General features: G+C 71.5%; 13 protein-coding genes. 6 read left to right on the top strand and 7 right to left on the bottom strand.

The features are described 5' to 3' along the window. Positions 1–148 precede the first annotated feature (148 nt). Positions 149–721, top strand: coding sequence for a hypothetical protein (locus tag ACZ3I4_RS34940; RefSeq protein ID WP_465386358.1), 573 nt, complete (start codon positions 149–151; stop codon positions 719–721). Between the two features lie 58 nt (positions 722–779). Here ACZ3I4_RS34940 and ACZ3I4_RS34945 read toward each other — a convergent pair whose 3' ends face one another. The 3 genes from ACZ3I4_RS34945 to ACZ3I4_RS34955 form a co-directional block, all read right to left on the bottom strand. Continuing rightward, on the bottom strand, positions 780–2,192 hold the full coding sequence (locus tag ACZ3I4_RS34945) for an SDR family NAD(P)-dependent oxidoreductase (protein WP_465386359.1): 1,413 nt from the start codon (positions 2,190–2,192) through the stop codon (positions 780–782). 98 nt (positions 2,193–2,290) lie between these two features. Beyond that, on the bottom strand, positions 2,291–2,938 hold the full coding sequence (locus ACZ3I4_RS34950) for a GNAT family N-acetyltransferase (protein WP_465386360.1): 648 nt from the start codon (positions 2,936–2,938) through the stop codon (positions 2,291–2,293). 51 nt (positions 2,939–2,989) lie between these two features. After that, positions 2,990–3,904: a LysR family transcriptional regulator gene (locus ACZ3I4_RS34955; RefSeq protein ID WP_465386361.1), complete on the bottom strand. Its 915-nt coding sequence runs from the start codon at positions 3,902–3,904 to the stop codon at positions 2,990–2,992. A gap of 71 nt (positions 3,905–3,975) precedes the next feature. On the opposite strand from ACZ3I4_RS34955, the gene ACZ3I4_RS34960 reads away from it, so the two are divergent. Next, on the top strand, positions 3,976–4,857 hold the full coding sequence (locus tag ACZ3I4_RS34960; protein ID WP_465386362.1) for a DMT family transporter: 882 nt from the start codon (positions 3,976–3,978) through the stop codon (positions 4,855–4,857). A gap of 100 nt (positions 4,858–4,957) precedes the next feature. Continuing rightward, the gene (locus ACZ3I4_RS34965) at positions 4,958–5,695 is read left to right on the top strand and encodes an SDR family NAD(P)-dependent oxidoreductase (RefSeq protein WP_465386363.1); all 738 of its coding nucleotides are present in this window, start codon (positions 4,958–4,960) and stop codon (positions 5,693–5,695) included. 143 nt (positions 5,696–5,838) lie between these two features. On the opposite strand, the gene ACZ3I4_RS34970 is transcribed toward ACZ3I4_RS34965, so the two are convergent. Further along, positions 5,839–11,157: an MMPL family transporter gene (locus ACZ3I4_RS34970; RefSeq protein ID WP_465386364.1), complete on the bottom strand. Its 5,319-nt coding sequence runs from the start codon at positions 11,155–11,157 to the stop codon at positions 5,839–5,841. Between the two features lie 60 nt (positions 11,158–11,217). Continuing rightward, on the bottom strand, positions 11,218–12,099 hold the full coding sequence (locus ACZ3I4_RS34975; RefSeq protein ID WP_465386365.1) for a hypothetical protein: 882 nt from the start codon (positions 12,097–12,099) through the stop codon (positions 11,218–11,220). A 229-nt stretch (positions 12,100–12,328) separates the two neighbouring features. Between ACZ3I4_RS34975 and ACZ3I4_RS34980 the strand changes: the two genes are divergently transcribed. Continuing rightward, a complete protein-coding gene (locus ACZ3I4_RS34980; protein WP_465386366.1) occupies positions 12,329–12,949 on the top strand; it encodes an FKBP-type peptidyl-prolyl cis-trans isomerase in 621 nt (206 codons plus the stop codon). Position 12,950: 1 nt separating this feature from the next. Here ACZ3I4_RS34980 and yaaA read toward each other — a convergent pair whose 3' ends face one another. Together yaaA and ACZ3I4_RS34990 are read right to left on the bottom strand one after the other, a co-directional pair. Continuing rightward, entirely contained in the window at positions 12,951–13,748 is a 798-nt protein-coding gene (gene yaaA, locus ACZ3I4_RS34985; protein ID WP_465386367.1) for a peroxide stress protein YaaA, read from the bottom strand. 10 nt (positions 13,749–13,758) lie between these two features. Continuing rightward, positions 13,759–14,127 (bottom strand): STAS domain-containing protein, encoded by a 369-nt coding sequence (locus ACZ3I4_RS34990; RefSeq protein ID WP_465386368.1) that lies wholly within the window; start codon positions 14,125–14,127, stop codon positions 13,759–13,761. A 161-nt stretch (positions 14,128–14,288) separates the two neighbouring features. Between ACZ3I4_RS34990 and pgm the strand changes: the two genes are divergently transcribed. Then, positions 14,289–15,932, top strand: a complete 1,644-nt coding sequence (gene pgm / locus ACZ3I4_RS34995) for a phosphoglucomutase (alpha-D-glucose-1,6-bisphosphate-dependent) (protein WP_465386369.1) — start codon at positions 14,289–14,291, stop codon at positions 15,930–15,932. Between the two features lie 75 nt (positions 15,933–16,007). Then, positions 16,008–18,320, top strand: a complete 2,313-nt coding sequence (locus ACZ3I4_RS35000; protein ID WP_465386370.1) for a putative bifunctional diguanylate cyclase/phosphodiesterase — start codon at positions 16,008–16,010, stop codon at positions 18,318–18,320. Positions 18,321–18,623: the final 303 nt, after the last annotated feature.

The raw sequence follows: 18,623 nt of genomic DNA on the forward strand, positions 1-18,623 counted from the left end.
GGCCCCTACCCGTTCTCATGATCGGCTCCTCGGCCGTTCGGCCCATGCTCGGACCCTAACGGGGTACACGCTCCGAAACGTGTCTGTGACATTCCGTGAGCGTGATGTCCTTTTCTCGGCATAGCGTTTTGTCAAGAGAAGGTGGATTATGAACCGTATTACCCGGATGCTTACCGTCACCGGCCTGGGCCTGGTCACGGGCGTCACGATGGGTGCGGGTCCGGCCATGGCGGCCACCGGAAGTGACGCGGGCACGTCGAAGACGTCGAGCGTTTCCCAGGACAACCGCCGTGACCGTGTTGTCGGCTACTACCGCAGCTACGGCGAGTGCGTCATCGCCGGCCGCATCGGCGAGCGTTGGAACCGCTGGGACGACTTCGACTGCGAGCGGGTCGGGCGTCGCACGTTCGCGCTCGAGGTCAGCTGGGACCGGGGCTGGCACGACCGTGGCCACGGCCGTCCGTGGTTCAACGACCGGGACCGTGATCACCGCGACCGCGACCACCGCGACCGTGACCACCACGGCGACCGCGACCGTGACCGCGACCGTGGCGACCGCGACGACCGTGACCGTGGCGACCGTGACCGTGGCGACCGTGACCGTGGCGACCGTGACCGCGGCGACCGTGACCGTGGCGACCGTGACCGTGGCGACCGTGACCGTGGCGACCGTGACCGTGGCGACCGTGACCGTGGCGACCGCGGCGGCGACAACGACTGAAGCACGGTTTCGAGAAGCGAGCCACGGCCGGGGGCCGTGGCTCGCTTTGCCGTGCGGCCTACCAGGCGACCGGCGCGTAGTCCTTCAGGAAAACCCCGTACAGATCTTCGCCGGCCTCGCCGCGCACGATCGGGTCGTACACCCGGGCCGCGCCGTCGACCAGGTCGAGCGGCGCGTGGAAGCCCTCCTCGGCCAGGCGCATCTTCGTCGGATGGGGGCGCTCGTCGGTGATCCAGCCGGTGTCGACGCTGGTCATCAGGATGCCGTCGGCGAACAGGTCGACCGCGCTGGTGCGGGTCAGCATGTTGAGCGCCGCCTTGGCCATGTTGGTGTGCGGGTGGCCGGCGCCCTTGTAACCGCGGCTGAAGATGCCCTCCATGGCCGACACGTTGACCACGTACTTGCGGGGGGACGGCGACAGCTTCATCGCCGACCGGAGCCGGCTGACCAGCACGAACGGCGCCGTCACGTTGCACAGCTGGACCTCGAGCAGCTCGAGCGGGTCGACCTCGTGCACCCGGTCGCTCCAGCTGTTCGTCGGCGTGGTGTCGGGGACCAGCCCGCCGGCGTCGATCGCGACCGAACGCGCGGTCAGCGCCATCTCGGTGATCTGCTGGGGCGTCAGCACGGGCGCCCCGGTCGTGAGGGCGGCGGCCGGTGAGGCGCCCGCGGTGCCGAAATATTCCAGCTCGGGGAGTGGCCCGTTGGGCAGGGACTCGGACTCGGCGGCGCTGATCGCCGCGTACGACCCCGGCGTACGCCGGACGGTCTGCGCCGCGTTGTTGATGATGATGTCGACGTGGCCGCGCGCCGCCACCGAGTCGGCCAGGCCCACCACCTGGGCCGGGTCGCGCAGGTCGAGCCCGACCACGCGCAGCCGGTGCAGCCAGTCCGAGCTGTCCGGCATGGCCGTGAACCGGCGGACCGCGTCGTGCGGGAACCGCGTCGTGATCGTCAAGTCGGCCCCGTCGCGCAGCAGCCGCAGCGCGATGTACATCCCGATCTTGGCCCGGCCGCCGGTGAGCAGCGCCCGCCGCCCGGCCAGGTCGGTGCGGGCGTCCCGCCGCTCGTGGTTGAGGGCGGCGCAGGCGGGGCAGAGCTGGTGATAGAAGGCGTCGACCTGCGTGTACCGCTGCTTGCAGACGTAACAGCCGCGGGCCTGGTGCAGCACGCCGGCCGTGGCGGCCCGGACAGTGCTGCGCAGCGGGATGCCCGCCGTCTCGTCGTCGATGCGGCCCGGCGCCCCGGTCGCGGTGGCCTCGGTGACCTCCCGGTCGTTGGCCAGGATCGCATCGCGGCGTTCCCGCCGGCGCTTGTGCTTCACCGTCTTGAACAGCGCGGCCGTCGCCCGCCGCACCGCCACGGCGTCCGGGTGCTCCGTGGGGAGCGCCTCCACCTCGGCGATCACCTCAAGACACAGCGCCAGCCGCTCGGCATCCACCCCGGCGGTCGTTACCGCTTCGCCCGTCATCCGATCCGTCCTTCACAACCCGATCCGTCGCAGGAACTGTACTGATCCCGGCGACTGATCGGCCGCCCAAGCCCCCTCCGGAGGAGATGAGCCGCAACTCATCCCTCGATGCCGAGGACGGGCCGGCACTCCTCGACCCCGGTCAGCTCGATGTCGTCGCGGCGCGTCCGCTCCCACACCTGGAGGGGCAGCCGCCACTGCTGGATCCGCGCGGGCTCGCCCCGGCGGGTGTCCCAGTCGGTGCTGTTCGGCTCGTAGCTCAGGCCGCGGGAGATCCGGTTGGACGCCTCGTTGTCGGCGAACGCGTCGCTGCCCGCCTCGCGAGCGCCCAGCCCGGCGAAGGCCAGGTGAAGAACGGCCGCCCGCATCTCCCGGCCGAGCCCCTGCCCGCGGCGGCCCGGGGCGAGCCACGAAAAGGTGGTCACCGTGCCGAACCGCGTGAAGTTGCGGCCGGAAAGGTCCTGCATGCCGACCGGTTCGCCGTCGACCATCACGGCGAAGTAGAGCCGCCAGGCATCCGGGGTGACCCGGCCGCGGCCGGTCCAGATGCCGCGCAGCCACCGCCACTCACGCTCCGGGTTGTCGGCGTAGAACGCGATCGGGTCGTCGAACGGCCACGGCTCGGCGTCGGCTATCCCGGCCCGGACCAGGGGCACAAGACGTTCCAGCAGGTCGTCGGACGCGCCGGCCAGGGTCAGGCGTGGGGTGCGGACCTCGACGTTGAGCGGCGGATAGGTGTGGGCCACAACCGGACGCTAACCAGCCCGTCCGGGGCGCGCATCCGGATTTGCCGCGGGTCAGGCGGGGACGGGAAGGCCGGCGACGGTCTCGCGCAACGACTGCACCAGGGCCTCGGTCAGCGGGTTGGGGCGGCGGTGCTGCGGCGTAACGATGCCGATGTAGCGGCACGGGCACGGCGGGGACAGGGGCACCATGGCCAGACCGCCCGGGGCCGCGGTCAGCGCCACCTGGGGGATCATGCTGATGCCCACCCCGGCCCGCACCAGCGACTGGGCGAAGACGTAGTCCGTGCCCCGGCAGGCCGTGCGGATCTCGTAGCCGGCCAGGGCCGCGTAGTGGTCCAGCATGTCGACGATCTCGAGGCAGCCGTGCACCCAGCGCTGACCGGCCAGCTCGGCGATCGTCAGCGACTCGCGACCGGCCAGCGGATGGGCCTCGGGCAGCACGATCCACATGGGGTCGTCGAGCAGGGCCGTCCAGGTCAGGCCGGAACGATCCCCCGGGCGTACGGGGGGAAGGTCGTCGAAGTGATAGACGAGCGCGAGGTCGGCCGCGCCCGAGCGCACCAGGGGCAGGGCGTCGGCCGGCTCGTTCTCGAGGACCGTCAGCTCGACCCCGGGACGTTCGGCCGCGAACCGGGTCAGCGCGGGTGGCAGCAGACGCTGGCCGCCGCTGGTGAACGTGGCCACGGTGAGGCTGTCGGGCGTGCCCAGCCGGGTGATCTCGCGCTCGGCCCGGGACAGCTCGGCCGCGATGGCGTCGCCCGCCTCGACCAGCACCCGGCCCGCTTCGGTCAGCGACACCCCGCGCGTGCTGCGCTGGACGACGGCCGTGCCGCCCAGCTCGCGTTCCAGCGCGCTGATCTGCTGCGACACCGCGGACGGCGTCAGCAGCAGGGAAGCGGCGGCCTGGTTGAAGCTGCCGAGCCGGGCGACCTCCCGCAGCACGGCCACACGACGTACGTCGATCATAAGCTCACCTAACGACGACCTCAGCAAGTCAGTACTACCGCTTACTACCGTACGGGGGCAAGGTCGTTGGTGTGAATCGTCGCGCCTGGCTTCTCTTCCTCGCCGTCTCGGTGCTCTGGGGCGTCCCGTACTTCCTGATCAAGGTGGCCATCGAGGACCTGTCGCCGATGCTGGTCGTCTTCGGCCGCGTCGCGATCGCCGCGCTCGTGCTGCTGCCGATCGCCGCCGCCCGCGGTTCGCTGGCCCGGCTGCGCGGCCGGATGGGCTGGGTGACCGTGCTGTCGGTCGTGCACATCCTCGGCCCGTTCCTCCTGATCACGTACGGCGAGACGCACATCAGCTCCTCGCTGACCGGCCTGCTCATCGCGGTCGAACCGGTCGCGATCGCCCTGCTGATGGCCCGCTCGGAACGCCTCACCCCGATCCGCGTGGCCGGTCTGGTGCTCGGTTTCGGCGGCGTGGCGCTGCTCGTCGGGCTCGACCTCTCCGGCGATCGCCTGGGCCTGCTGGGCGCCGGGATGGTGCTGATCGCCGCGCTCAGCTACGCCGTCGCCACCATGCTCGTGCAGCGCCGCCTCTCCGACGTGCCGGCCGAGTCCCTGGTCGGGGCCACGACCGGCATCACCTCGGTCGCGCTCCTGCCGTTCGCCGCCTTTTCACTTCCTTCCCATCCCGTACGGGGGGAGGCCTGGGCTTCGCTGGCGGCGCTCGGCCTGTTCTGCACCGCGCTCGCGCTGCTGGCCTTCTACCAGCTCATCGGCGAGGTCGGCTCGACCCGGGCGGGCCTGGTGACGTACGTGAACCCGGTCGTCGCGGTCCTGCTCGGGGTCGTGCTGCTCAACGAGAGCTTCGGAATCAGCACGCTCGCCGGGTTCGCACTGGTCGCCACCGGGTGCTGGCTCTCGACGCGGCCCGTCCCCGAGGTCGTCGAACTGGCGGTGGCCCGCTCCTGACCGGCGTGGCCCGCTCCTGACCGGCGTGGCCGAGCGACCCAGCGCCAGCGGGCCGCTCGGCCACGTCCCCTTTCGCGATCCACCGCTTAGGCTGACCGGCATGGGCCAGCGGATTCTGATCACCGGGGCGCGGCGCGGCATCGGGGCGGCCATCGCCGTCGGGCTCGCCCGTCCCGGCTGTGAGCTCGTGCTGCATCACCTGGCCGCCGCCGACGAGGCCGAACGGGTCGCGCACCTCTGCCGAGACCTCGGCGCCGCAGTCACCCTGCTCGACGCCGACCTGGCCGACCCGGGCGCCGTACGCATCCTGGCCGACCAGGCCGGCCCGATCGACGTGCTGGTCAACAACGCGGCCCGGGCGTCCAACGCCGACTTCGCCGGGATGTCGCTGGCCGAGTGGCAGCAGACGTTCGCGGTCAACGTCACCGCGCCGATGCTGCTGGCCCAGACGCTGAGCACCGGCATGGCCGAGCGGGGCTGGGGCCGCATCATCAACGTCGTCTCGCCGACCGTGCGGCTGGGCGGCCCGTCCGGTCCCGCGTACGTGTCGAGCAAGGCCGCCCTGATCGGCCTCACCCGCTCGCTGGCCCGCGCGCTCGGCCCGTCCGGCGTCACCGTCAACGCGCTGTCACCCGGCGCCATCCGCACCGAGGGCGAGGCCGAACTCGCGGGCGGCCGCGACGAGCAGGCCCACGCGCCGATCGTGGCCGCGCAGGCCGTGCCGCGGGCGCTCGTGCCCGAGGACGTGGTGGCCGCCGTACGCCTTTTGGTCTCGGAGGGGTCGGGCGCGCTCACCGGCCAGGTGCTCGAGGTCGGCGGCGGGCTCGTCTTCCGCTGAGCCGCTGTCCGGCCGGGTTCCGTGCCGTCCGGCGAGCGGCTGTTCGTGCCCGGTTTCTCGTCGTCCGGCAGGCAGCTACTCGGCGGGTTCCGTGCCGTCCGGCGAGCGCTGTTCGTCCGGGTTTCTCGTCGTCCGGCAGGCGGCTACTCGGCGGGTTTCTCGTCGTCCGGCTTGCGGCGCGGGGCCGGGGTCTGGTCGGCCAGCGTCGCGGGCCGGCGGGCCGGCTTGTGCTCGGCCAGGCTCTCCGGGCGCTTGCGCTCGGCGGTCGGGCGGCGGGTGTATTGGGCCAGGTCGGCCGGGCGGGACTCGCGCAGGTGGTCACCCAGGTCGGCCGGGCGGGTGGTGCGCAGGTGGTCACCGAGATCGGCCGGTCGGCGCTGCGCCGGAACCGCGGGCGTGACCGGCGCAGGGGTTGGCGGCGTGACCGGCGCGGGGCTTGGCGGCGTGACCGGCGCGGGAGTGACCGGCGGAGCCGCTGCCGGGGTGATCGGTGGCGTCGGCGGTGCCGGGCGGACCGCATACGGCTGATCGCCGCGCAGGGCCGGGCGAAGCAGCGGTGACGGCTCGTCCACCGGCTCCGGCCGGCGAGTCGGAAGCGGCTCGGCCACTTGGCGCGCCGGGAGCGGTTCGCTGACCGGCGGCTTGGCGATCGGCTGCTCGAAGGCCGCCGGCTGTCGCGTCGGAAGCGGCTCGGCCGCTCGGCGCTGCGGCAGCGGCTCGCTGACCTGGCGCCGAGGGAGCGGCTCAGTGACCTGGCGCTGGGGGAGCGGCTTGTCGTACGGGGCCGGACCCGGATCCTCGGGCATCGGCGCGGGCTCGTCGAAGATCGTCAGGCGGCGCCGGGCCGGGGTCTCGTCGGGCTCGGTCGTGCGCCGCGCCGGGAACAGGTCGGAGAGACGGTTCGCCGTGCCACTGCCAGTGGTGGGCGGCTCGATCAGCGACGCGGGTGGCTCCGCGGCGGGCACGGGACGCTTCGGCAGCGGCTCGGCGACCGGTTCGGCCGACGCGACCGGCACGGCGGGTGCCGCCGGGACGACCGGCACGGACGGCTTCTTCGTCTCGAACGGCCGGGTCACCTCGGACGGCCGCGTCACCCCGGACGTCGGCTTCGGCTCGGCTGCCGGCTTCGGGTCTTCGGCCGGGGACGTGGATCCGAGACGCCGGGCCCGGGCGATGTCGGGCGCGGGCATGCGGCGGGTCGACTCGAGTTCCGGCAGCTGAAGCTTGCGGGTGGCGTCGAGGTCGGGCGCGTCGAAGCTGCGCGTGACGGCGGGATCCTCGTCGTCGACCTCCGGCGTAGCGACGTCGGCCACCGGATCGGGCTCAGCCTCCGGCGGCGTGACCGGGTCGGCCTCCGGAGTGACGATCACGCCCGAGGTCTCCGGATCCGGCGACTCGAAGGCCCGTACGGCCTCCCGGTTGGGCGCCTCGAAGATCGCGGTCGCCTCCAGGTCCGGCGCGTCGAAGCTGCGCGTCAGATCGAGCTCGGGCAGCGCCGCATTGTGGGTGCGCTCGAAGTCCGGGCGGTCGCCGAAATAGGGCACCGGCGGTTCCGAAGGCTCGGCCGGCAGCTGCAGCGAGCTGGCAAACGTCCCAGCCGACGAGGGCGCGAAGAAGAAGTCGTCCGGAGCGGAGTAATCGGTGTACTTGCTGACCGACTCCGACCGGTAGACCCCCGGCTCGGGATAGTAAGGAACCGGCAGATTGAGCGCCGCCGCGGCCAGAGGCGGATCGGGCTCGTCCTCGACCAGCTCCGCGTCAACGGTCTCATCGCCCGACGCGTCGTCCCACCGCCAGACCGGAACCGAGGCCGGCTCGCGGTGCCGGGCCCAGATGGCGTCCGCTGCGGCCTCCGCGCTGGTGTCGACTTCCCCGGAAGCCGACGGGCTGGCGGCGAAGTCTCCGGCAATCGGCTCGGCGGTCGGCTGACTGGTGCCGGCGTATGGGGAAGCCGGCTGGGTGGCGTTGGCAGCCGGCTCGGCGGTTTCAGCCTCAGCGGCGACCGGCTCGGTGACGTCGACGTCAGCGGTAGCCGGCGGAGTGGCCGCGGCCTTCGTGACAACCGGTTCGGCAGTCTCGGCCTTGGTGGCAACCGGTTCGGTGGTGTCGGCCTTGGTGGCAACCGGTTCGGTGGTGTCGGCGTTCGCGGTGACCGGTTCGGTGGTCTCGGCCTTGGTGGCAACCGGTTCGGTGGTGTCGGCGTTCGCGGCAACTGGCTCGGGGGTCTCGGCCTTGGCAGCGGCCGGTTCGGTGGTCTCGGCCTCCGCGGCAACTGGCTCGGTGGTGTCGGCGCTTCCTGCACCCGGCTTGGCAGTCTCTGCGCTCGCTACAACCGGCTCGGCAGTCTCACTGCTAGGTGCCACGGGCTCGCTAGCCGCGGCGGTGCTGACTTCGTTGGTGATCGACGTGGCACTTTGCGGCGCGACCGGCTGATCAGCCTGGACATTGGCCACCGGCGCCGCACTGCCCGTTCCCAAGCCCCGCACTCCCAGCCCACTCTCCGACATTTCGGATATGTCGGAGATGTCAGAGGAGTTGGAAGGAGATGGAGAAGTGGGCTGGCTGGTCGCATTCAACTTCGCGTTCGCCATGGGGACGGACGACGTTCCGGCGGCGGCCTCGTCCTCCACCGAGGCGGAGTGCTCGTCCGCAAGAGGAACGTTCTCCGCGACGGAAGACTTGTCCGCCAAAGACGGCTCCGCTACGGATGGCTCGTCCGCTCCGGAAAGCTTGTCCGCTACGGATGGCTCGTCCGCCCCGGAAAGCTTGTCCGCTGCAGGAGGCTTGTCCGCGGTGAAAGGCTCGTCGGCGACGAAAGCACTGCTCGCGGCGAAAGGCTCGTCCGCCCCGGAAGGCTTGTCCGCGGCGGCGCCCACCACCGGTGCGCTTGCCGAGGCGCCCACGACCGCTGCGCTCGCGACGGCGGCCGATTCGGCCTCGGGCTTCGTGCCCGGCTCCGACTCGACCTTCACCAGGCCATCGGAGGAGGAGAGCGAACCACCCGAGCCGTCATCCTCCACGGTCTCGCCCTCGACAACCTCGTCATCCCCGTCGCCGGCCTTCGGGCCGCCCGATTCCCCGGCGGCCTTCCCCTCCGGCTCGTCCTCGATGATCTCGGCGTCGACCACGTCGTCGTCGGCCACCGCGGGCTTGTCGGTCACGCGCGGGATGACCTGGGTGGCGACCTCCCGGGACGACAGCGCCTGCGCCATCATGCCCGGGGGCAACAGCATCACGCCGGCCGCCTCGCGGTCCCAGTCGGCCCTCTTTGCCGCCGACGGCCCGGGCGGCAAGGCCAGCACCGCCGTAGCCTCGCCGGCCGCGTGCCGTCCGGCAGGCAATGCCGGCGTTTCCTCGCCCGCGTGCTCGGCCAGCCCGGCCCGCTCCTGCAAGCGCTTCAGCGGGCCCGGGGCCCACCACGCGGCGTTGCCGAGCAGCCCGAGGACGGCCGGGACGAGCAGCATCCGGACCACGGTGGCGTCCAGGAACAGGGCCACGATCATGCCGATACCCACGAACCGCATGGTCGTCACCGACGACAGCGCGAACGCCCCGGTCACCACGATGAGCAGCAGCGCGGCCGCGCTGATGACCCGGCCGGTGCGGGCCAGGCCGACGGTCACCGCCTCGTTCGTGGAGGCGCCGTGTGCACGGGCCTCGACCATGCGCGAGAGCAGGAACACCTCGTAGTCGGTGGACAGGCCGAACACGACGGCCGCCATCAGCACGACGATGCCCGCCTCGAGCGGGGCCGGGGTCACGCCCAGCCAACTCGCGCCGTGGCCGTCCTGGAAGATCCAGACCAGGATGCCGAAGGTGGCGCTGAGGCTGAGCGCGCTCATCACCACGGCCTTGATCGGCAGCAGGATCGAGCCGAAGGCCAGGAACATCAGGATCAGGGTGGCCCCGACCAGCATGCCGACCATCCACGGCAGCTTGGCCGCGGTGGCCGAGAGGCTGTCGACGTTGCGGGCCGTGGTCCCGCCGACCAGCAGTTCGGCGCCGTTGGGCACGGGCAGCGACCGGATGTCGTCGACGACCTGCCGGGCCTCCACGCTGAACGGGTCGGTCGAGTCGAGCGTCGCGTTGAAGACGGTGACGTCGCCGGCGCGCTGGGCCGGGCCGAGCTGGGCGATGCCGTCGATCTGGCGGAGCGTCACGGCGAACGCGGAGGTGTCGGCGTCGCCGCGCAGCACGATCGGCAGGCCGTCGCCGGTGAACTGCGGATAACCGGCCTTCAGCGTCTCGATCGCCACCCGGGCCGGGTCGCCGGCGGGCAGCGTACGCTCGTCGGCCTCGCCGAACCGGACACCGCTGATCGGCGCGGCCAGCACCAGCAGACCGGCCAGGATCGGCAGCGCGAACAGGACCGGGCGGCGCAGCACGGCGGCGGCGACACGGCCCCACAGCGACTGCTCGGGCGCGACCTCCTTGCGGCCGGGCAGGCGGATGGGCAGCTTGTCGACGCGCGGGCCGAGCACCGCGAGCATCGCCGGCAGCAGGGTCAGCGACAGCACCGCGGCCAGCCCGACGGCGGCCAGACCCCCGTACGCGAGGGACTTGAGGAAGCCCTGCGGGAACAGCAGCAGACCGCCGAGCGCGATCATCAGCAGCGTGGCCGAGAAGACGACCGTGCGTCCGGCGGTCGCGACCGTGCGGCGTACGGCGTCGGCGGGGGTCCGTCCGGAGGCCTGTTCCTCGCGGAAGCGGCCGACCATGAACAGGCCGTAGTCGATCGCCATGCCCAGGCCGAGCAGGCTGGCCACGTTGACCGCGAACGAGTTGACCTCGTGCACCCCGGCCACCGCGTGCAGGATGCCCAGCGAGCCGAGCACCGCGGCCCCGCCGACGAGCACGGGCAGCGAGGCGGCCACCAGCGAGCCGAACAGGAACAGCAGCAGGATCAGCGTGATCGGCAGCGAGATGATCTCGGCCTTGGCCAGGTCTTCGGTGGAGCGGGTGGAGGTGGCGTCGGACAGCACGACCGCGCCCGAGAGCTGCACCTTCGTGCCCTCGACGGCGAGTTTGTCGTCGATCTCGCGGAACGCGTCGAGCTTGGCCCCGTCGTCGTCGCCCTGGAGCGTGACGATCGCGATGCCGCTGGACTTGTCCTTGGCCGCGAACTGCGAGGACTTCGTCTGCCAGTACGACGTGGTGCCCGCGACGGCCGACTTGGGCAGCAGCGCGAGCCGGGTGCGGATCTTCTTGCCGAGCTCGACGTCGTCGATCTTGACCTTGGCCGGCGTGTAGAGGACCACCAGATCGCCGCCCGGCGCGCCGAACGCCTTCTCGACAGCCTCGGTGGCCTGCGAGGACTCACTGTTCGGGTCCTGATATCCGCCCTCGGTGAGCTGGCCGAAAACTCCGAGCCCCCAGATGCCCGCGCCGATCACCGCGACGAGCGCGACGGACAGCACCGGCCACCGGAAGCGGGCGACCCACGATCCCCAGCCCGCGAACATCTCAACCCCTCTGAATCCCTGACTACCGCCGGATCCCGGCTGGAGTGCTATGAGAACACTTCACGAAAGCGCCGCCGCTTCCAGGGCCACCCCAGCGCAACCTTTCCCGTACGCGGTGTCGGTGGTCCACGTCAGCCGCACCTGGCCGGATCTCGGCGCCTGGTAGGCCACGGTCACCACGGCGGTACGCAGCGTGCCACCGCGGTTGTCGAGAACGGTAGAGCCGGTCGAGTCACCCGTGCTCAGCCGCGCGGTCAGCTTTCCGCGCGCGGAGACGGTCCCGACATAGAGCTTGAGGATCCGCGGGGTGGTTCCGGCCGGCGCCGTGAGCGTGAAGCCGTTGCCCTTGCCGCACGTACGGATGCCGGTGCGGGTGCCGGCCGCGGTGGCTACCGGATCGCCGCCGGTCCACGTGAACGTCTGCGGGCTCAGCGAGTGCCGGAACCGGGGCGCGGTCGGAGCGCCCTCGAGGATGCGGAATTCGCCGCCCTTGTCGCGTTCCAGGGAGAAGGTGCCGTCGAGCCCCCAGTGCACCCAGTCGCTCTCGCCTTCCTCCGTCAGATCGACCTTTCCCGGTACGGGACCCTGGGCGATCCGGAGCTGGTCGCGCGAGGGCGGCTTCACCGTCGGCGGCGGCGTTGTCCGGGACGGGGTGGGCGTCGGGCTGCCCAGCGGGATGAGGCCGGGGCTGGCCGGCGTGGGCAGTCGCACGTCGCCGAGCGCCGGAGCGGGCGGATCGAGCGGCGGGGCCGCCTCCTCGCTGCTGCTCAGGCCGCGGGAGGCGATGAACCCGAAGCCGATGACGACCAGCACGCCGGCCAGGATCACGGCGGCGGACGACAGGTACTCGTTCCACTCGTGGCCGGACTTGTCGCGTCGCCCGGGGGGCTCGGCGCGGTGGCTGGTCCGGCCTCGGCGGCGACCATCCGCGGTCGACGGCAACCGACCCTCCTGCAAGTGCGTTACGGGTGTTTCACAGAGCGAACAAACGTGCGTGAGTGCAAACAATCGCACTTCGATGCGTGACGGAGTAGAGCGAAATCAGTGACCAACCGTATGGGCGATCATCCGCCTCAGCGGTTCGGCCGAGGTTTCCCATGGGCTTCGTCACCACTACAGGTACCGTGTCCGAAGTTTCCGGCCGACGCCGATACAGGAGAGTCGAAGACATATGAGCACCGAGACCGCCCGACCCATCACCGGCGACCGAGCGAAGCGCCGCACCCAGGCCGTCGCCGGCGCCGTCGCCGGGGTGGCCGTGGTCGCCGTCCTGGTGACCGTCTTCGTCACCGTCCGCGGCGGCGACCCCGACCAGCCCGCCGCGGCGCCCGCCCCCGCGTCGGCCGAGGCCGCACCCGAGGCCGTGCCGACCGAGGCCGTCCCCACCGAGGCTGCTCCCTCCGAGCCCGCGGCCGGTGCCCCCGCGCCGGTCAACACGCCGCCCGAGCTGTCCAAGGAGCCCACGGTCAAGCCCGGCACCGGCACGCTGACCGAGCTGAAGGTCACCCCGCTGGTGGCCGGTCGCGGCCCGGTCGTCAAGGCCGGCCAGACCGTCACCGCCAACTACGTGCTGATCAGCTACAAGACCGGCCAGGTGGTCGACTCGTCGTGGCAGCGTGGCGAGCCGTTCAGCACCCCGATCGGCACCGGCCGCGTCATCCAGGGCTGGGACAAGAGCATCCCCGGCCAGAAGGTCGGCAGCCGCCTCCAGATCGACGTGCCCGCGGCCATGGCCTACGGCGCCGAGCAGGGCGACCTCCGCTTCGTGGTCGACATTCTGGCCGCGCAGTAACTCAGAGGTCGGCCACCACGACGTCCAGCTGACGGGGGCGGCCCGCGGGAACGGGCTGCTCCTCGACGGTGTACTTCAGGTCGCGCAACGCCGTGACGATCTCGTCCACCGAGCCCGGCGCGGCGGCGGCCTCGGCCAGGGAGCGTACGAGACGGCCCTTGGTCGCCTTGTTGAAGTGGCTCACCACCGAACGCCTGGGCACGCCGTCGACCACCCGCTCGTGCAGGACCCGGACGGTGGCCGACGTGGCCGCGGGCGGGCTCCACATCGCGCCGTAGGCTCCCGAACGCAGGTCGAGCACCGGCCGCCCGGCCGCCTGAGGATCCAGGGCCCCGGGCAGAGCCTTCTTCCAGTACGCGGTGAGCCCGCCCAGCACCGGCAGGGTCACCCCGACCGACAGCCGGTAGGCCGGGATCCGGTCGTCGAGACGCACCACGCCCCACAGCCCGGAGAACACGACCGCCCGCGAATCCAGCCATTCGCGGGCCGCCGGGGCCAGCGAGTGCGCGTCCAGGGCCTCGTACAGGACCCCGCTGTAGATCGAAGCGGCGGGAGCGGCGGCCGCCGTGTGCAGCGACGCGTTCCGGACGACCTCGCCCGCCTGCCCCGCCGACAGGCCCAGCACGGCCAGCGAGTCGGCCATCGCGCGGGCACTGGTCCGCTTGCTCATCGACACCAGCCGGGACAGCACCCGCTTACGCGCCGTGGTCAGGGCCGGCAGCCACAGCGAGGCCGGGTCGGCCGGGTCACCGGAGCCGGCGGGCGTCTTGCCCTCGGACGGCGGAAGCAGGATCAGCACGCCCGCGAGATTAGTCGGCGTCCCGGCCGGTCAGCGCGTCACCCACCGTCTGGTAGACCGCCAGCCGCGGCGTCAGCCCGATCGTGTCGAGCAGCCGGCCCAGGAAGTCGCCGGGCGCCGCCAGCCGCAGCCAGCCGCCGGTCGCCGACGCGCGGTTGTGCCCGATGACGAGGGCACTGAGCCCGGTCGAATCACAGAACTCGATGCCGGACAGGTCGACCACGATGCGCGGGGCCGGCCGGTCGAGCACCTGGTCGAGCGTCGTCGTCAGGGTCGTCCCGCTGTCGATGTCGAGATTGCCGCGAACAGTGACCACTACGGAGTCATCCGCGTTCCCCACCACGGACACATGCACGGCGACCTCCAGTCTCGAAAACAACTGGCTACCTTCTGCCCAATCGGTGACCGAAAGTCACCCCGATCCCGGGAAGCCGGGACAGAAAGGTTTCATCGCGTGGACAGCCGCTTACCGACCCGCTGCCGGGGGCATGGGATATCTATACGCTCCTAGGCAGATCCACGCTCACATCGGAGGCCGCCATGTCCGTCAACCCCCGCGCCGGCAAGCCCGCCGAGGCGCGCGACCTGATCGACGTGCCCAGGGTCGTCTCGCGCTACTACACCGAGCGGCCCGACGCCGAGGTGGTCGGCGAGCGGGTCACCTTCGGCACCTCCGGTCACCGCGGCTCCAGCCTCAAGAACGCGTTCAACGAGGACCACATCGCGGCGACCAGCCAGGCGATCGTCGAATACCGCCGGGCGCAGGGCACCGACGGCCCGCTCTACCTCGGCCGGGACACGCACGCGCTGAGCGAGCCCGCGATGATCACCGCGCTCGAGGTGTTCGCGGCCAACGACGTCACCGTGCTGATCGACAGCCGCGACGGCTACACCCCGACCCCGGCCGTGTCGCACGCGATCCTCACCTACAACCGGGGCAAGTCGTCCGGCCTGGCCGACGGCGTGGTCGTGACCCCGTCGCACAACCCGCCCGACGACGGTGGCTTCAAATACAACCCGCCCAACGGCGGCCCGGCCGACACCGACGCCACCAAGTGGATCCAGGACCGGGCCAACGCGCTGATCGTGGCCGGGCTCAAGGACGTGCGCCGGGTGCCGGCGGCCCGGGCCCGCGAGTCGTCCTCGGTGTCGGGTTACGACTTCCTCGACGCGTACGTGGGAGACCTTCCCGCCGTGATCGACCTTGAGGCCATCCGGTCGGCCGGGCTGCGCGTGGGGGCCGATCCGCTGGGCGGGGCCAGCGTGGCCTACTGGGGCGCGATCGCCGAGCGGTACGGGCTCGACCTGACCGTGGTCAACCCCAACGTCGATCCCACCTTCGGCTTCATGACGCTCGACTGGGACGGCAAGATCCGGATGGACTGCTCGTCGCCGTACGCGATGGCCTCGCTGATCGAGCAGAAGGACCGCTTCCAGCTGGCCACCGGCAACGACGCGGACGCCGACCGGCACGGCATCGTCACCCCCGACGCCGGGCTGATGAACCCCAACCACTACCTGGCCGTGGCGATCAACTACCTGTTCGCCAACCGCACCGACTGGCCCTCCGCGGCCGCGATCGGCAAGACCCTGGTCTCCTCCTCGATGATCGACCGGGTCGCCGCCGACCTGGGCCGCCGCCTCGACGAGGTGCCGGTGGGGTTCAAGTGGTTCGTGCCCGGCCTGCTCGACGGCTCGATCGGCTTCGGCGGCGAAGAGAGCGCCGGCGGCTCGTTCCTGCGCCGCGACGGCGGCCCGTGGAGCACCGACAAGGACGGCCTCCTGCTCGACCTGCTGGCCTCCGAGATCCTGGCCGTCACCGGGCGCACCCCCAGCGAGCACTATCGCGACCTCACGGCCAAGTTCGGCGAGCCCGCGTACGCCCGGATCGACGCACCGGCCACCCGCGAGGAGAAGGCGATCCTGGGCCGTCTCTCGCCCGAGCAGGTCACCGCCAAGGAACTCGCGGGCGAGCCGATCACCGCCGTGCTCACCACCGCCCCCGGCAACGGCGCGGCGATCGGCGGGCTCAAGGTCGCCACCGAGTCGGGCTGGTTCGCCGCCCGCCCGTCCGGCACCGAGGACGTCTACAAGATCTACGCCGAGTCCTTCCACGGACCCGATCAGCTGGCCCGCATCCAGGAGGAAGCACGCGCCGTGGTGGGGGCCGCGCTGAAGGGCTGATCTGCTCAGATTCAGCGTCCGGCGGCCGACTGGAGGGCGGTAGGGACTACCGACTCAGGCCATAGGACGCGCCGCATGACTGAACCCGTGGGACCCGCCGCCCGGCGTGCGGGTAGCGGGCTCGTACCCGTGCTGGTCGCGACGGCCGCCACCCTGGCGGTCGCCGTGTGGCTGGCGGTGCGTGATCCCCAGGACGTTGTGGCCGGCTACGCCGGCAGCCCGATCGCCATGGCCGTCGCGGCGTGGTCGCTGCAACGCCTGGGCTCGATGGTGGTGCTGCCACGGGTGGTGCGCGCGTTCTGGCGTCAGCTCGGGCACGCCGCCGTCATCCTGCTGATCAGCAGCACCACGGCGCTGGCGCTGGCCAACAACAACGCCGGCATGTCCCTGTATGTGGCCGTGCCCATGCTGACCGGCATGTTCTGGACGATGTCGGCCTTCCTGCGCCTGCCGATGGGCGACCGTACGACGCTGGGCTGGCTCCGGGTGCTGCTCGACCTGGCCACCGTGGGCGTCGCCGGTACGCTGGTCTTCCACTACGTCGTCCTCAACTCGGCGCCGCCGGCCACCGAGCTGACCACCCGGATCGCGGCCGCCACCGTCGGCGTGGCCGGCCTGCTCTGCCTGGTGGTCATCGGCAAGGCCGGGGTCCGCCCCGACGCCCCCATCGACGCGCTCGCCCTGCGCCTGCTGACCGTCGCCCCGATCGTCGCGGTCGTGCTGGCCGTGCTGCTGATCGACGGCAACCACTTCCTGCGCCTGGCCATCTCGGTCATCGGCAGCCCGCTGGTCGCGCTCTCGTTCAGCGCCGCCGCCTACCGGCAGCGGACGATGCTGCGCCGGCCGGCCGCCGCACCCCCGGCCCGCACACGCCGCTCGGTCTACGAATTCCTGCCGTTCCTGGCCGTCCTCGGAACCGCCGCGCTCGTCGCGGTCGTTTCGATCCGCCAGATGGAGGGCCGCGAGCGCACCCTGATCGTCGGCGCGGTGCTGATCACCGCCCTGGTCGTGGCCCGCCAGCTGCTGGGCCTGCGGGAGAACCGGAACGTCCTGGCCGGCCTGCGCGAGCAGCAGGCCGAACTGCAGCGGCTGGCCATGACCGACCCGCTGACCGGCCTGGCCAACCGCACCCGGTTCGTCACCGTGCTCACCGAACGGCTCGCCGCCCACAAACCCTGCACCGTGCTGCTGATCGACATCGACGACTTCAAGACGGTCAACGACACCATGGGCCCGGCCCTCGGCGACCAGCTGCTCTACCAGGTGGCGCGGCGGCTGCGCGAGAACAGCGGGGCCCACGAACTGCCCGCCCGGCTCGGCGGCGACGAATTCGCCGTCCTCATCGACGTCGAGGAGATCGACTCGGCCGAGGAGGCCGCCGCCCGCATACTGATGGCCCTGGCCGAGCCGTTCCGGGTCGGCGAGCACCACCTGCTCGCCCACGCCAGCCTGGGCGTCGCCATCGCCGGCCCCGGCGACTCCGCCGACGAGGTGCTGCGCAACGCCGACATCGCGATGTACGCGGCCAAGGAAGGCGGCAAGGCGGCCTGGACCCGCTTCGAACCGCGGATGCGCCAGGACGTCGTCAACCACGCCCGCCTCGGCAGCGAACTCCACAACGCGATCATCCGGCACGAACTGTTCCTGCTGTACCAGCCGGTCTTCGACATCGTCACCGGCCGCCTCCACGGCGCCGAAGCCCTGGTGCGGTGGAGACACCCGACCCGCGGGTTCGTCTCACCCGGCGACTTCATCCCGGTCGCCGAACGCTCCGGGCTGATCGTGCCGCTCGGATCCTGGGTGCTGCGCGAGGCCTGCGAACAGCTGGCCCGCTGGCGCCACGAACACGGCGACGGCGCGATCAAGGCGATCAACGTGAACGTGGCGGTCCGGCAGCTGCGCGAATCCGGCTTCGTCGACGAGGTCGCGGCCGTGCTCAGCGACACCGGGCTGCTGCCGCAGAGCCTCGTGCTCGAAGTGACCGAATCGTCGGTCGCCGACGGCCGGCAGGTGCGCGAGACGCTGCACGCGCTGCACGAGATGGGCGTACGGCTGGCCCTGGACGACTTCGGCACCGGGTCGTCGTCGCTCAGCCTGCTGCGAGCGTTCCCGGTCGACGTCCTCAAACTGGACAAGTCGTTCGTTGATGGCATCGCCGACGGGGAGGACCGGGGGCGGCTCGCGGTGGCGGCCGCGGTGGCTCAGCTTGCGGAGTATTTACAGCTGAGCGCGGTGGCTGAGGGGATCGAGAGTGAGGCTCAGCTGGAGCGGCTGCGGGAGATGGGGTATCGGCTGGGGCAAGGGTTCTTCATGTCCAAGCCGTTGAGTGCGGGGGATGCTGGAGCGTTGATGGCGGGGGTGCCTGCTCCGGTTTCTCGGGTTGCTTGATTTGGGGACCGGATCAAGGACTTTGGTACGGGGTCTACAGGCGCAACTGTCTTTTTGGCTTCGCTTCGCTTCGCGTGGCGATCGCCTTGTAACCGGTGAGATGGCAGGTGTTTTTCCGCCGCAGCAAAGAGCGCTGCGTCGAAAAAACACTTGCCATCTCACCGGCGGCGATCGCCTGGTGCGCTACACCTACCCGTTCACTTAACTAAGTGAGTGTTTGAGAGTGGTGTCGCACGGCGTGTCCCTGCCCGTTTCGGGAACGCCGTGATGCTGTCGGGGTGGAGCGTGAACGGCGGTATCCGT

This window comes from Actinoplanes sp. NPDC021490 (assembly GCF_055562135.1).